This window comes from Paenibacillus sp. JJ1722, assembly GCF_048282685.1.
Lineage (GTDB): Bacteria > Bacillota > Bacilli > Paenibacillales > Paenibacillaceae > Paenibacillus > Paenibacillus polymyxa_B.
In genome coordinates this window covers 1,504,500-1,520,268 of the sequence record NZ_CP182500.1, presented here as the reverse complement: position 1 = coordinate 1,520,268, position 15,769 = coordinate 1,504,500, and the positions used below count along the sequence as shown (strand labels likewise).

At 46.5% G+C, this 15,769-nt stretch carries 11 protein-coding genes; 3 read left to right on the top strand and 8 right to left on the bottom strand.

Annotation, left to right across the window (positions count from 1 at the left end; genetic code table 11):
• Positions 1-169 precede the first annotated feature (169 nt).
• Entirely contained in the window at positions 170-2,200 is a 2,031-nt protein-coding gene (locus ACM1ND_RS06700) for a methyl-accepting chemotaxis protein (RefSeq protein ID WP_053324890.1), read from the top strand.
• A gap of 145 nt (positions 2,201-2,345) precedes the next feature.
• Here the strand turns inward: ACM1ND_RS06700 and ACM1ND_RS06695 are convergent, their stop codons facing one another.
• A complete protein-coding gene (locus ACM1ND_RS06695; RefSeq protein ID WP_076294987.1) occupies positions 2,346-3,827 on the bottom strand; it encodes a carboxylesterase/lipase family protein in 1,482 nt (493 codons plus the stop codon).
• A 153-nt stretch (positions 3,828-3,980) separates the two neighbouring features.
• Complete coding sequence (locus ACM1ND_RS06690; RefSeq protein ID WP_023987581.1) at positions 3,981-4,544, bottom strand: GbsR/MarR family transcriptional regulator; 564 nt, start codon at positions 4,542-4,544, stop codon at positions 3,981-3,983.
• A gap of 514 nt (positions 4,545-5,058) precedes the next feature.
• On the opposite strand from ACM1ND_RS06690, the gene ACM1ND_RS06685 reads away from it, so the two are divergent.
• Both ACM1ND_RS06685 and ACM1ND_RS06680 read left to right on the top strand, forming a co-directional pair.
• On the top strand, positions 5,059-6,282 hold the full coding sequence (locus ACM1ND_RS06685; protein ID WP_028543061.1) for a quaternary amine ABC transporter ATP-binding protein: 1,224 nt from the start codon (positions 5,059-5,061) through the stop codon (positions 6,280-6,282).
• Positions 6,257-8,854 carry a glycine betaine ABC transporter substrate-binding protein gene (locus ACM1ND_RS06680; protein WP_023987579.1) on the top strand — a complete coding sequence of 866 codons (2,598 nt, stop codon included), beginning with the start codon at positions 6,257-6,259 and terminating at the stop codon, positions 8,852-8,854. Before ACM1ND_RS06685 ends, ACM1ND_RS06680 begins: the two co-directional genes overlap by 26 nt.
• 96 nt (positions 8,855-8,950) lie before the next feature.
• Here ACM1ND_RS06680 and ACM1ND_RS06675 read toward each other — a convergent pair whose 3' ends face one another.
• The 6 genes from ACM1ND_RS06675 to ACM1ND_RS06650 form a co-directional block, all read right to left on the bottom strand.
• Positions 8,951-10,174: an ABC transporter permease gene (locus ACM1ND_RS06675; RefSeq protein WP_023987578.1), complete on the bottom strand. Its 1,224-nt coding sequence runs from the start codon at positions 10,172-10,174 to the stop codon at positions 8,951-8,953.
• Between the two features lies 1 nt (position 10,175).
• Positions 10,176-11,540: an HlyD family secretion protein gene (locus tag ACM1ND_RS06670; protein ID WP_418027351.1), complete on the bottom strand. Its 1,365-nt coding sequence runs from the start codon at positions 11,538-11,540 to the stop codon at positions 10,176-10,178.
• A gap of 23 nt (positions 11,541-11,563) precedes the next feature.
• Positions 11,564-12,148 carry a TetR/AcrR family transcriptional regulator gene (locus ACM1ND_RS06665; RefSeq protein ID WP_023987576.1) on the bottom strand — a complete coding sequence of 195 codons (585 nt, stop codon included), beginning with the start codon at positions 12,146-12,148 and terminating at the stop codon, positions 11,564-11,566.
• A gap of 255 nt (positions 12,149-12,403) precedes the next feature.
• Positions 12,404-13,768 (bottom strand): ABC transporter substrate-binding protein, encoded by a 1,365-nt coding sequence (locus ACM1ND_RS06660; RefSeq protein ID WP_023987575.1) that lies wholly within the window; start codon positions 13,766-13,768, stop codon positions 12,404-12,406.
• A gap of 124 nt (positions 13,769-13,892) precedes the next feature.
• Positions 13,893-14,714, bottom strand: coding sequence for a carbohydrate ABC transporter permease (locus ACM1ND_RS06655; RefSeq protein WP_418027349.1), 822 nt, complete (start codon positions 14,712-14,714; stop codon positions 13,893-13,895).
• Positions 14,711-15,676 (bottom strand): carbohydrate ABC transporter permease, encoded by a 966-nt coding sequence (locus ACM1ND_RS06650; protein WP_023987573.1) that lies wholly within the window; start codon positions 15,674-15,676, stop codon positions 14,711-14,713. Before ACM1ND_RS06650 ends, ACM1ND_RS06655 begins: the two co-directional genes overlap by 4 nt.
• Positions 15,677-15,769 lie beyond the last annotated feature (93 nt).

Genomic DNA, 15,769 nt, shown 5'->3' with positions numbered 1-15,769 from the left:
TTTATGTATTCGTATTCATATAAATCATAGTTCTTTAGACCTATTTTCCGAAAAAAGTGTCTAAAACATGCAATTATTCCTCGTTTCTCAAAGATTACATCTATAAAATTCGTCGGTTTCTGTCGAATAAAACAATGTAGTGATCATCAGACACAGAGGAGCAATAACTATGACTAAAACAAAACAAACAGTTCCGTGGTGGAACAGGTTTCTCAAGCAGTTTTATTTAATGAGGACAAGATTAATAATATCTTTTTTGGCTGTGTTATTGATTCCGAGCGTACTTATCGGGTACTTTTCCTATCAGGGGGCTACGACACAACTCAGTCAGCAAATGGGCGGTTCCGTATATACGAATCTGTATCTGATCCGAAGCAATGTCAATCAGTATGTAGCGCCCATTATGAAAGATCTGGACGTGCTTACCACTGAAATCAAATCTGATTCCATTGGTACCAACCAAGAGGCCCTTCAGAAAAAGTTGGATGTCATCGTCAAGGCTCATCCCGAGCTAGATGCCGCGCTTCTCGGCAATGCGAAAGGGCAATACATACGTTCGCCGAAAAAACAGGAGGACGATTATGACCCCCGGGAGAGAAAATGGTACAAAAATGCAATGCTGGAAAAGGGCAAGGTATTCGTCGGTGTTCCAGTTGCCAGCGTCACGACAGGGAATTTAGTCGTTAATATATCGGGAACGCTGGAGGACGGTGAAGGAGCTGTTTCATTGGCTTTGAATCTGGACAAAATGGGTGAAAGTCTGCAGTCTGTCAAGATTGGTGAACGCGGAGGACTCATTATTGTTGATTCTGAACATAAAGTTGTATCTGGGACTGGAACAGCCTTTAACAAGGCAGGCAAAAAACCTGCTGACGCCATAGAGGGACTTCCCGAAGTGGCGACAACCGTCGAAAATGATACTCCTTCCATGTCGCAAATTCAATTTATGAATCGAGATATGCTGGCCTTTACACTTAAGGACCCTCTCACCGGTTGGAGCATTGTCGCACTGTCGGATCTGGAGGATTACAGTGATGCAGCCCAACCGATTCTGAAGCAAAGCCTGATTGTGATTGTCATTTCCATACTTGCCGCTGCAATCATCATTGTGCTTATGGTCCGCTCGTTCTTAATTCCGCTGCGCAAGCTGCAAGCAGGAACACGCATCGTCCGTGACGGAAATCTGACCGAACGTGTTAATCTATCCAGCAAGGATGAGTTCGGCGAACTGGCACAGAATTTTGACCAGATGACGCATTCCTTGCATACGATGGTTTCCGAGGTCAATCAAACGTCCTCCCGACTTGCTTCCTCTTCTCTGATGATCAAGGAAAGCACAGAGCAAACGACGGAGTCCGTACAACACGTAGCGGAAACGGTTATGGAATCCGCGGAAAATGCAGCCACCAGCGCCGAGGCGTCCGAGCAAACCGCTAATGCCGTTGAAGAAATGGCGAAGGGTGTCAGCACCATTGCCGAATCGGCAAGCTCCATCGTGGATTCAGCAGGACAAACCGAGCATGATGTGGCTCAAGGCAGTCAAATGATCAGCCATGTGCGGACACAAATGGACCGTATTCTGGAAGCTGTAAGCCAAACAGCTAGCCTGATGGATGAGCTATCCCAGCTCTCAGACGATGCGAAGCAGATGAATACAGCTATTGCCGCTATTGCCAAGCAAACCAATTTGTTGTCTCTGAACGCGTCTATTGAAGCTTCCAGAGCAGGCGAAGCCGGGCGTGGATTTGCCGTAGTCGCTATAGAGGTACGCAAGCTGTCTGAGCAATCCAAGGAAAGCGCGGATTCCATCAGTCAGATCATTACTCAGATGCTCGATTTGATTCAACGCTCCACCGCTACCATGAACGGTAATGTTCGTAACCAGGTAGGTGAAGGATTACGTATTAGCCAAGATGCAGAAGGTGCATTTACGAATATTGAACGCTCTACATCTCATATCGTGGAACAAATTCAAAGTGTATCCGCTGCAGCTGAACAAATCTCAGCCAGTACAGAGGAAGTTTCCGCTACTGTCACCCATTTGGCAAGTCTGTCTCGCAATTCAGCGGACAGTTCACAGACAACATCTGCTGCCGCTCAGGAGCAAATGGCGGCCATGGAGGAAATCGCATCTTCGTCTCAGGAGTTGTCCAACATGGCGCAGGATTTGCAACAGCTGGTTAAGCGATTTAAGATTTAACTTACACATTGCATCGTTGCAATTTCATGCAAGTAAGAATGAACAGCAATACATCTTATGACTAACAAAAGCCTTCGTCCGTATACAAATTACGGGCGAAGGCTTTTTACATTAGAGTTCTTAGGATGCTCTCTCTCTTGTCTACTTATAGGGTCATCTGACCGATTAACTGACGGCGTCTATCTCCTTCGGGGTCGTGCTCTACCTTAATATCCTGATGGAAAATAGCTGTAGTCCGCTCTTCCCTGTCGTACATTGGCCAAGCCGCCTCCGACAGCACAGGCTTCCCATCACGTGCAAAAGCAACCCATGCCTGCTGCATAGCTTGAGCCAGCTTCTGCATCGACGGTTGAATCTCTAATCCAAGCTTACCTAGCAGCTCCAGATTATCGAAAACAAACGCAATTTCGGCACCGTGAACCGCTTGTCCAAAGGTAGGATGCCCCGGCAATGTCCAATCAAAACGATACATCCATACAGGCGTATGCGCCGACTGCGCAACAGCAAGAGCCAACGCAGGACGCCAAAAAAATAGATCAGTCAACATTTGCGCCTGTCCCTCAATCGTAACCGGAAATGGTTCTATCAGGTCGCCGATGTCTGACATGCCCGTCATCATCTCCAATGCCTGACTCGCTGTTGACTTGTTCATTAGATGGGATTCTTTTCGGATGAAATAGGCCCCCTCATGCAAGTTCGTTCCAATCAAAACGGATACCTGCTTTGCTGAACCTTGCGCGATTGCAGACAGCGGTACATCTGGCAAGGTCACACCGTCCACGACAGGTTGATAGATCATCGCCATCCCTGGTCCGATGACTTCATGCGTCTTCGCCATAGCTAGCATCAGCGCATCTGTCGGCAGCGTAAACAACCGTTCTGGATGCTGAGTGTCCACACCCAGCTGCTGCAGATACACAGCCGTCACTTGTTCAGCCTGTGAAGTTGACAATACCTGCGACGCACCACTCTGCAAAATCGCACGCTGGAACAGTCCCTCAGCTGCTGGCATCGCCAATAAAGCGGCAATACTCATCGCCCCTGCCGATTCACCGAACACCGTTACTTCGTCCGAGTTACCGCCAAAGGCAGAGATGTGATCCCTAACCCATTCCAGCGCAGCGATCTGATCCAGCAGTCCCGCATTAGAGGTCAGGCCATCTCCCTTTGGAGTCAGATGCAAAAATCCTAACGGCCCTAATCGATAATTGATCGTAACAACCACAACATCGCCACTCTTCGCCATGCGTTCCCCGTCATATAAAGGTATAATCCCGGACCCCGTGACAAAGGCACCGCCATGAATCCACACCATCACCGGGCGTCCCTTCTCAGGTGCCTTCGAAGCAGGTGTCCAAACGTTCAGGTATAAGCAATCCTCTGACTGCTTAGGCGGTTCCACCAGATTTCCAGTCATGCTTTCAGCGGATGGCATAGGTTGCGGACAGATTGGCCCAAAACTCGTCGCAGCCCGTACACCCTCCCAAGACTCCAAAGGCTGGGGCGCGTGAAAACGTAGTTTTCCAACAGGAGGCTGTGCATATGGGATACCTTTCCATACATGATATCCATTCCCCGTTTCCCCACGTAATTGACCTAAACGAGTATGTACTGTAATACTCTCCATCATGAAGCCTCCTTTATTTCGTATCTTCAACACAACGGTATAATATCAATCTTTACATATCTCTATTATACCCTTTGCACACGGCCAAACCAAAAAATACCGGAAGCACTTTTGCGCTCCGGCATTTTTATAAACAAGATAGGGAAATAACGATTAATCCCGAACTTCTTCTTTGGGAATCAGCTTGTAAATTTCTTCGCTTTCCATAGAGTCAATTAGTCGGTCTAGCCACTTATAATAAGCGACGGCCTGCTTCATTTTCAATCGGTCTTGCTGAAGAATCGCCTTAAATTCCTCGTACTCTTCACCCTGATTCATCAATCTGTCCAGCTCATCTATGGCTTTGCGCAGCACCAGTAAATTTGTTTCTACCGCTTTTCTCCATTTAATAGCGAAGAAGTCAGTGAAGGTTTGATGCCAGTCATATTCGACTTCATACAAGTCTTTGCGTGAGCCCTTGCTCCATACCTTATTTACCATTTTCAGATCCAATAATGTTCGAACTCCTGTACTCATGCTCGTTTTGCTCATTTCCATTTCACGGCCCATCTCGTCCAGCGTCATCGGTTTATCCGCAAAAAAAAGCAAACCGTATAAATGCCCCGCAGACAAAGTGATCCCATACAGGTCCATGTTTTTACCTATAGCTTCTATAACACGTTTGCGAATTTTTTGCAGCGAAGCCTGCTGCTCATCACCTAACTGGTACAAGCTCATGCTTGCAACCTCCTAATTTTAGAGCATTTTGCACAACTTAGTATGAACGATTTACCCGTAAAAGATTAGCTTTGACGCAATGTATGAAATCTTTCAATATAAATGAAATGTTTCAAAAACAAAGCTTCTGTCTATATTACAACAGCATGGATCGTTCAAAATCATAATTCGCAAAATTGCTAATGATAGTAAACTTTTAAAATTATGGATATACATAAATCTTTTTCTTATGGTTATATTTCATTGTCTATTTTAAAAAAAGCACTATCGGTTGTAAAGTTCCGAATGTTTGAGCATTCTATAGAACGAAGGAGCATATCAAAGGAAACTTTGTACAGTTTTTTCTGTACGTACTTTATGAACAGTTTTTTTGTTTGAAATGTAAGCAATGCTTCTGTTACAATTAATTTTGTCATTAACCGTTCAGGATGTTCAGAATTATGATTTTTATACTCAATCCTTAATGCAACATGGGGTTAATACCAAGCAAAGTATAGAAAGAAGAGGTGTATGTATGACGATTTTGGAAGTCAAAAATGTCAGCAAACTCTTTGGTCCTCACGCAGAGCAAGGTGTTCCGCTCCTGGAGCAAGGCTGGGGCAAGGAAAAGTTGGCCAAAGAAAAACAGATTACTGTTGGTGTCAATAAGGCCAACATGGAAATTAAGCAAGGTGAAATTTTCGTAATTATGGGTCTATCGGGCAGTGGCAAGTCCACTTTGGTGCGAATGCTAAATCGCTTGATTGAGCCTACCTCCGGTGAAATTCTGGTCCACGGCAAAGATCTCCGTAAGATGAACAAAGAACAACTTCGTGAAGTTCGTCGTAAAACCATCAGCATGGTTTTTCAAAAATTCGCCCTGTTCCCACATCGGACTGTACTAGAAAATGTAGAATATGGTCTTGAAATTCAAAAGGTAGAAAAAGCACAGCGTCAGGAAAAAGCGCAACAAGCGCTGGAACTAGTTGGTCTTAAAAACTGGGGCGATAAAATGCCCGATGAATTGAGTGGCGGTATGCAGCAGCGTGTCGGTCTGGCACGGGCGCTGGCTAATGACCCTGAAGTGCTCCTGATGGATGAAGCGTTCAGTGCATTGGACCCTCTCATTCGCCGTGACATGCAGGATGAGCTGTTGGAGCTTCAAGATAAAATGAAGAAAACAATTGTGTTTATCACCCATGATCTGGATGAAGCGTTGCGGATTGGTGACCGGATTGCATTGATGCGAGACGGTGCGGTCGTACAAATCGGTACACCGGAAGAAATTATGATCCAACCGGCTAACTCTTATGTAGCCCGCTTCGTCGAGGATGTGGATCTGTCCAAGGTATTGACGGCTGCTCATGTCATGCTTCGTCCAGAAACCATTACCATGGATCGTGGTCCGCGTGTGGCTCTGGAATTGATGCGGGAGCGTGGGATTTCCAATTTGTTCGTCATTGACCGCACCAAAAAGCTACTGGGTGTTATTAACGCCGAGGATGCTGTGCATGCACTGCGCAACAATTTGAAGATTGAAGATATTTTGATCACTGACGGACCGCAGGTTCCTGCCGAGACTGTCATTAATGATTTGTTTGAAATTACAAGCTCGTCCAAAGTGCCGCTGGCTGTAGTCGATGATAAGCAGAAGCTACTGGGCGTTATCGTCCGTGGAGCATTGCTCGGCGCACTTGGTGGAGATGTTACCACTATGAAGGAGGTGAATGCCCATGATACCGAAACTGCCAATCGCTGAGTGGATTCAATCCATTGTCGACTGGATGGGTATTCATCTGGCTGGATTGTTTAATGTTATTTCTTCCATTATAGAAGCTGTAGTAGGCTTTTTCTCAGGCCTGTTCATGCTTCCGCACCCTCTGGTGTTCATCGTGATTATCGGGATTATCGCCTTTATGATCGGGCGGGTTCAGCTTACGCTGTTTACTGTCATCGGCTTCCTGCTAATTGATAATCTCGGCTATTGGAGTGAAACAATGAATACGCTGGGACTGGTCATCACGTCTGCGCTCGTATCCATTGTTATCGGGATTCCCATCGGGATCTGGTGTGCATACAGTAAATCCGCATCACGCATTATCACGCCTTTACTTGATTTTATGCAGACGATGCCTGCGTTCGTGTACTTGCTCCCAGCGGTTACCTTTTTCAGCCTAGGTGTTGTACCAGGTGTTATCGCTTCTGTTATCTTTGCTATCCCCCCAACCATTCGTATGACCAACTTGGGGATTATGCAAGTATCGGGTGAGCTGATCGAAGCATCAGACGCTTTCGGTTCAACATCTGCGCAAAAGCTGTTCAAAGTTCAGCTTCCACTGGCTTTGCCTACCTTAATGGCTGGTATTAACCAGACGATCATGCTGTCACTGTCCATGGTTGTTATTGCTTCCATGATCGGTGCAGAAGGCATCGGTGCTGTTGTGTACCGTGCTGTGACACAGCTGCAAATCGGTAAAGGTTTTGAAGCCGGCCTAGCTGTTGTCGTTCTGGCTATTGTGCTTGACCGTTTTACGCAAAACCTGTTTAAACCTACGCAAAAAGGCAAAAGCCGCGTATCCAGCAAGCAAAAAGTATGGATTACTTCTGCAGTTACAGCTGTCATTTTGATCGCTGGTGCATCTCAATATTTTGTTGGTACGGATCATTCCGCATCTGGCAAAGGTAACGCTGCTGCCAACCCGGTTGGCGAAGAAGTCGGTTACAAAATTATCGGTATTGATGCCGGGGCAGGCATTATGAAATCGACTGCCAAAGCAATTCAAGACTACAATTTGTCTGATTGGAAGCTCGTTGAAGGTTCCGGTGCAGCCATGACGGCCACACTGGACAAAGCCATTAAAGCGAAAAAACCGATCATTATTACAGGTTGGACTCCACACTGGATGTTCAACAAGTATGATCTCAAATATTTGGAAGACCCTAAGAAGTCTTATGGTGAAGCCGAGGGTATTCATACGATTGCCCGTAAAGGATTGCAACAGGATGCTCCTATCGCTTATGAGTTTCTGAAACGTTTCAAATGGACACCAGAAGATATGGGTGAAATGATGGTCGCCATTCAAGCCGGAACCAGTCCTGAGCAAGCTGCCAAGGATTGGGCGGAGAAACATGCCGACAAGGTTCAGGAATGGACTCAAGGACTGCAACCTGTCAATGGTGACACCTTCAAGCTAAGTTATGTGGCTTGGGATTCTGAAATTGCCAGCACGAATTTGCTGAAATATATTTTGGAAAACAAACTAGGTTATAAAGTAACCGCACTGCAAGTGGAAGCAGGTCCTATGTGGACGGGTGTCGCTAGTGGTGATGTAGATGCTTCACCTGCGGCATGGCTGCCGTTAACCCACGCGGATTACTGGGCTAAATACAAGGATAAGCTCGACGATCTTGGGGCTAATATGAGTGGTGTTAAAACCGGATTAGTCGTTCCAGCTTACATGGATGTTAAATCGATTACTGATTTGCAGGATAACGGAGCCGAAGCGGCTCCGGCTTCCGCCACAACTGGGGACTTTGGCAAAGAGGTCGGCTACCGCATTGTCGGTACCGACCCTGGAGCCGGACTAATGAAGCTGACCGCTAAAGCTATGAATGACTATGGCTTATCCGACTGGAAGCTGCTTGAAAGCTCTGGAGCTGCTATGACCGCTACACTGGATAAAGCTATCAAAGCCAAGCAGCCTATCGTCGTAACAGGTTGGACTCCTCACTGGATGTTTAATAAATATGATTTAAAATACTTGAAAGATCCTAAAAAAGCGTACGGTGATAAGGAAGAAATTCATACCATCGCCCGCAAAGGCTTGAAGCAGGATGCTCCAGTGGCTTATGAATTTCTAAGCAGATTTAAGTGGACTGCTGAAGATATGGGTGAAGTGATGATCGCGATTCAGGACGGTACTGCCCCACAACAGGCTGCCAAGAACTGGGCTGATAAACATCCTGACAAGGTTCAGGAATGGATCAAGGGCCTACAGCCCGTCAACGGTGATCCTTTGAAGCTGAGCTACGCTGCTTGGGATTCTGAAATTGCCAGTACGAACGTATTGAAATATGTATTGGAACAAAAATTGGGCTATAAAGTAACAGCCCTGCAAGTGGAAATCGGCCCAATGTGGACTGGCGTGGCCGGCGGAAGTGTAGATGCTACTGCTGCCGCTTGGCTTCCATTGACGCATGCTGATTATTGGGCTCAATACAAGGATAAGGTGGATGACATCGGAACCAGCATGACTGGCGTTATGTCCGGGCTTGTCGTTCCATCCTATGTGCCGATTGATTCTATCGAGGATCTTAAGCCGCCGCAATAATATTTTTTCCACTTTTAAACCATACGAATAAGCGAAAGTCAGATCAGGATTTAATCCTGATCTGACTTTTTATGATATCCATATTTAAAGTTGCTCTCAGCCTTTTAGCGTGAATCCTTCTTGAGCGGGCACATCGGCATGCTGCCCTGTCGTCTGGTGCTGTCTAAAGAATAACGGATAGATCGCGAAGGACACCAGCAGACTCACACAACCAATGACGCCCAAGGCAATCATATCTTTGAAGATGTATGTGATATCCAGTCCTTTGAGCGTGATATTCCGTACAGCATCCAGGTAATACGTCAGTGGCAATATTTCAGCAAGCCCCCGCAAGAAGCCGGGCATTGCCTCTAATGGCCACGTATAGCCTGATAGCATAAAGGAAGGAACAGCAATCAACATCAGGGTTTGGGTCGCATCCACTCTAGTCTTGGAAAAGAGACTGAATAGGAATCCTAACCCGCACAGTGCAAAGTTAAAGGCCAGCGACACTAAAATCAACGGTAATACCTGTCCCCTAAACGGAATATCGAAGCATAAAGCGCTGATACTGAATACAGTCAGCACATTGAAAGCTCCCGCTGCATAATACGGTGCCAGTTTGGCAATAGCCATACGCCAAGGGGTATTTCTCCATGCACCAAATCTCCCCCAAGTCCCTGCTTCCTTATCACGCGTGCAAGACAACGCAATACCAAGCAGCAAACACTGCTGGAGAGCCGCAGAAATAACCCCTAATGGCATGAAAAGTTTATAATCATATACCGGGTTAAACAACACTCTGGACCGGAACGGGATGGTAGTCAGCGTCGCGGCAGCCTGATCGGAGTTCATTCCCTTTTGCTTCATGGAATTGACCGATACTCCGGCACTCACACTGCTAATAACCTGATTCGCAATCCGACTGGCGCTGTTGGAATACATCATATTACTGCCGTCAATCAGCGTGAGCACGGGTGGATTTTCCCCATGCTTAAGCCGAGTCGTAAAGTTGTCGGGAATGACGATTCCGACCTTAGCTTCCCCGGTCTCTACCTGACGGACAACATCTTCCTGATTGGTCGCTTGCCGTGTAACGGCAAATGAATCGGTCGAATCAAACGCCTGAATGATCTGGCGACTGAGCTGCGAATTATCTCCGTCGTACACTGTGACAGGCATCTCGGTAATCCGCTGATGTGAATACAGGAAGCCAAATAGTATCGTATACACAATCGGCGTAATCAGCAGAATAGCCATAAAGCGGCGGTCCCGGAAGATGCTCAGCCATTCCTCGCGAAACACATCGCGGATACGAAGTCTTTCCTGTGAATCCTGCATATTACTGCGCCCCTTTGCCTGTAAACAGAACCGTGGAGCCTGTTGGAACCGAAGCAGCAAGGTCTGGCAATGCTACTTTAACACCGAAGGAACGGACATCCTTGTCACCGGAGCTTTGGCTCGGTTTTTGAATGGCAAAGTCCGCAGCCGATTCTAACAGAATGACTTTACCCTTCAGCTCCTTACCGCCAGACAGCAATTTAATTTGGACTGTATCCCCTGCTTGAAGACCGTTCAGAGACGTTTCAGGTACATAGAATTTAGCCCAACGTTGTGTCGAAGTTTCAATGGTATAGACCGGGAATCCTGCGCTAGCCATTTCACCTAAGCTAAGCGACTTGGATTTTATGATTCCATCTACTGACGCATATAGCGTAGTGTAGCTCAAATAGGTCTGAGCCTCTTGAAGCGCGGCTTCCGCTTGGGCTACCTGAGCATTGGCACCTGCAACCGCAGATTGTGCCTGCTCAACTGTGGATTGCGCCGCCTTCACAGCGGATTGCGCTTGCTCTACCGAAGCCTGAGCAGCTTTGACGTCTTCCTGTTGCACAGCAACTTTGCCCGCTCCTGCCTGTGCTTCCTTCACCGCAGCCAAGGCTTGACGGTATTGAGCTTCAGCCGCCGTAATTTCCTCCTTGCGGCTTCCCTCCCGTGCCATATCCAATTTTTGCGACTCTGCATTATATTTGGCCACTGCCTGTTGATGTTCCAATGTCGCTTGATCCAAAGATGCCTGGGTTGCTGCTCCGGCTTCTTGAAGCTTTTTGGCACGCTCCAAATTTTTAACGGTCAGGTCCAGCGTTTCCTTGGCTATCTTCACAGATACTTGTAATTGCTCAAGCTCCTGCGGTCTTGCCCCGCTCTTGAGGGCATCCAGTTTTGCCTTGGCGGCGTTCGCAGCCGCTTTGGCCTGTTCGATCTGGCTGGAGGAAGCCTCTGCGGTCACACTGACCGATGTCGTACCTTGGCTTTTCTTGGCCTGAGCAGCACTCACAGTGGCCTGTGCCTGGCCTACTCCTGCTTGAGCCTGCAACACTCCAGCTTTTGCTTTGGATACATTACTCTTGGCTGCCAGCAACGCCGCCTGTGCCTGCTTCACCTTATCTTCCAACTCGCGACTTTCCAGATGGGCTAACACCTGCCCCTTTTTAACCTGATCGCCTTCTTTGACGAGCATCTGGTCAATCCGTCCTGCCATTTTAAAGCTGGCATTGAGGGTATCCGACTCCACATAAGCCGTAGGAATGGAAGAAGACTGATCCGCAGACAAGCTGCTTCCACCCCGTGGAAAAGCAGTCAAGGCATATATTCCAACCGCGATTAAAATAATAAGTACGACGTAAATCGTATATTTTTTAGCTTTCATGTTCTCATCACTCCATCTGTCTATTAATGTTGCATGCCCAATGCATTACACACAAATACTTCAATACTTTCTCGAACCTCTTGCAGATTCATCGTTTCGCCCCAAACCATAGACCGCATCGGAGCGAAAATGTAAATCCCAAATAAGCAATTGGCTGTTGTTTTGGCATCCAGCTTACTTGAAATTTTCCCATATAACTTACCGGAATCGATCTCTGCCTCCATAAAATCAAAATAATCAGCCAGCACCTGCCTAATATTAAAATGCTGCTCTTGTGAAACCCAGCCCTTACTGACCAATAGACGGCAAAAGTCCGGCTCTCTCACAATAAACTCAATATGTACTTGGATCAGCTTACGAACCCTAAGCTCCACCTGATCTTTAGGAGTATGAGCCATTGCTTCATGGATATCCCGGACAAAACGCTCCATCCCCATCTTCAAAATGTAAATGTACAAATCTTGCTTGTTTTTAAAATTGTAATACAGGGTGCCCTTGGCTATGCCGCATACCTTGGCGATTTCCTCCATATTTGTTTCATTAAAGCCTCGTTCGGAAAAAGCTTTGAGTGCGCCGTTAAAAATAATTTCCTTTGTCTGCTGTTTCATGCTTCCTCCTTTTTTGAACTGACCGTCCAGTACAAAAATTATGTATTTATTATAAGCCCATTTTTAGTTATCCAGCAATAGGAAAAATGAAAATAATTCATTTTAGACATTTCGTCTAAACACTCATTCTAAAAATGAAAATGCAAAAACGGATCGAATAAGTGAGGGGGTCACTCATTCGATCCGTTATGTCATAAAATCGGATGATAAGGGGGCCATTCTACAGATTATCAACCGATTTTAAGGGAAGGCCGACTATTTTTTTACGGTTTGATTGTATTGAGCAATTTTGCCTGTAATTTCTTGTGCAGCTTGATCCAATGCCTGTTTTGGCTGTTGCTGGCCACTCAGCACGGCCTCAATTGCACCTTCTACGATTTGACGCGCTTCTGGAAATACGCCCATCACCGCGCCCTGTGTAGCGGTGGATTGTGCCGATGCGTGCAATTGGTCAACCGCCGTCTGGAATTGCGGATATTTTACCATATTATCTTTGAGTACCTTCTCGTCATAGGCTGCTTTCGTGATCGGGAAGTACCCAGTATTTACACTCCATTGTGCCTGTACAGCTGGGGAAGCGACGAATTTAATGAACTCCCATGCTGCCTTCTGCTGAGCTTCGGGCTTGTTGTTCATGATGTACAAGCTTGCGCCGCCTACAACCACGCCGCCTTCTTTAGCTTCATTGGATCTTGGCAGGAATCCTGTGCCTACTTCAAATTTATCGCCAACCTGCTCCACAATATTACGCAGCGAAGCGGTGGAATCCAGCGTCATCGCAATTTGTCCTGCGGAAAAAGCCTTTGCCGTATCGTCCGAGTTACGTCCCAGATTGGATACAACCTTTTCATCGATCATTTTCTTCCACCACGTCAGCGTTTTTACACCGGCATCCGAATTCAGCATGGATTCCGTTGCCGCTTGATCACGACCATTGCCATTATTCACATAATCCGCGTTCTGATTGGCAAACAGTTGCTCCATGAACCAGCCGTAGATGGCAATGGAAGCACCGGATTTACCATCCTTGCTCAAGGCTTTTGCAGCCTTTTCGAACTCATCATACGTTTTCGGAGGATTAGCTGGATCAAGTCCTGCGGCTTTGAATGCGTCCTTGTTGTAATATAAAATCGGGTTTGACGTATTGAACGGCATGGCGTTCAATTTACCATCAATCGTGTAGTATCGTGTAATATTCGGCTCTAGCTGCGACAGATCAAACTTATCTGCATCAATAAATTGTTGTACGGGTGTGATCATTTTGGAGTCGATCATAAATTTACTGCCGATTTCGTATACCTGAATGATGTCCGGTCCGCTATTGGATCCAAGCGACGCTTTCAGCTTGTTCAAGCTGTCATCATATTTGCCTTGATATACTGGCTCTACCTGAATGTCCTTATGACTGGCGTTAAAGTCAGCAGCGATCTGCTTGATTGCTTTTTCACCGTTACCGGACATCGAATGCCACCAAGTCAGCTTCACTGGAGAAGCCGCTGCTCCCCCATCACTACCATTACTCGGCTTCTCTGCAGCAGTATTATTGCTACAACCTGCTGCAACCACCATGGCAGTCAGAATAAGCAGGGTCAATGCACTTTTCAGACGAAAAAATCCCATAATCTCTCTTCTCTCCCTTTGATTAAATGATTCTTGAATTGGCATTCTCTTGCGTATTCTTGTGTGTTGAAGCTCTGTATATGGGCTGCTTGCGCAGGTGTTGCTTTTCATTTGACATATGTGCTTAGCCTTTAAGCGCACCCGCTGCCATTCCACGAACCAACTGTTTTAGTCCAAAGATCAGCAGAAGCAGAGACGGTAAAATGACTAGGGCCGTACCCGCAAATACCAGATTCCATGAAGTCGATTCCTGAAATTCGAGCATGGATATTCCGATTTGTACCGTACGCATATTCTCGCTATTGGTGATCAGTAAAGGCCAGAGGTACGAATTGTACATATTCAGGAACGAATACACAGCCAGTGTTCCGAGCGCAGGGCGCGATAACGGAAGCACATTGAACAGAAAGTAACGGATATGCCCGCACCCATCCATACGAGCCGCCTCAAACAGTTCCTTGGGAAGCTGGAGAAAAAATTGCCTTAATAGGAATGTCCCGAATGCCGTCGCCAGAAAAGGGACCGTCAATCCTTGATACGTATCAAGCCAGTTCCAGCTTCGTACCGTCAGGTAGTTTGGAATAATGGTCACTTCCCAAGGGATCATCATCGTCGCTACAAACATGCTGAAAATGAAGTTTTTCCCCTTGAATTCCATTTTGGCAAAGGCGTAGGCCGCCAAGCTGGCTGTAATCAGCTGCCCAATCATGGTTAGACCCGAAATGAGAAATGTATTTCCAATAAAGGCTGCAATCGGTACAATTTCAAACACTTCAGTGAAATTCGCCATATGAAAAGAATGTGGAAGAAAGCTTGGTGGATAAGCGCTTGCTTCCTCCGGCGACATGACTGCCATAAAAAACGTATATATAACCGGATACAAAATGAGAGCAGCTGCAATCGTAAGCAGCACATACAGCAATGTTGAATTCAGGTGTCTTTTCATTGGTAATGCACCTTTCTTTCCACCCATTTGAACTGAATCATCGTGAGCAGCAGAATGACAGCAAACAAGACAATCGCCTGCGCGCTCCCCGTTCCAAACCGGAAATTAACGAAAGCTTCCTGATAGATGGAATACACGAATACATTCGTACTGTTCACCGGGCCGCCTTTGGTCAAAATGTTAATTTGAGCAAAAGACTGGAAGGCTCCAATGATGGAAACTACTGTTACAAAAAAGATCGTCGGTGATAACAGTGGCATGGAGATACGCCAGAACGTGACGAGCGGGCCAGCTCCGTCCATTTTGGCACTTTCATACATGTCATCTGGAATCCCTTGAAGTCCGCTTGATAAGATAATGTAATTGAAGCCTAGATTCATCCAGATGGTCATCATGGCTACTGAGAACAGCGCCCAATCCGGGCTGGTCAGCCATGGAACCGGATTGATATGTAGCAGGGAAAGCACATAGTTGAACATCCCCAGTGTCGGATGAAAAAGAAATTTCCAAATGACCGCAGATGAACCGACCGACAACACCATCGGCAGCGAAAAGGCAAACTGGAAGATACGCATTCCCCGTAATTTACTGTGTGTAAGTGCAGCCAGTACCAGCGCCAATAAAATACCTACTGGTACTGTTAGCAGTGCAAACAGGAGTGTCACCTTAATCCCTTGCAGAAACAGTCCCGAGCTGAAAAGTGTAGTGAAATTATCTAATCCCACATAAGCTGCAACGTTTCCTGCGGGATCTGTAGAATGCAAGCTGAGATAAACGGACTTGATCATCGGATAAAACATAAATACAGCAAACAAAATAAGCGATGGAGCCAAAAAGGTATACGCCAGCGCGTTTTCGCGCAGTCTTTGAATTTTTAGCGAACCCGTGCGTATGCGGGCTTTAGACGAAGTCTGTTGCTGACTCCTCGTCCCCAGTCCCATAGATTTGTTAAGCTCACCCAAAACGGATCGCCCCTTTCTTTTCAAACCAACCTCAGTAAGTGTATCGTTTCGATGTAAAGGGAACGTCAAGTGGGCTGGAGTAAAATGTTAATG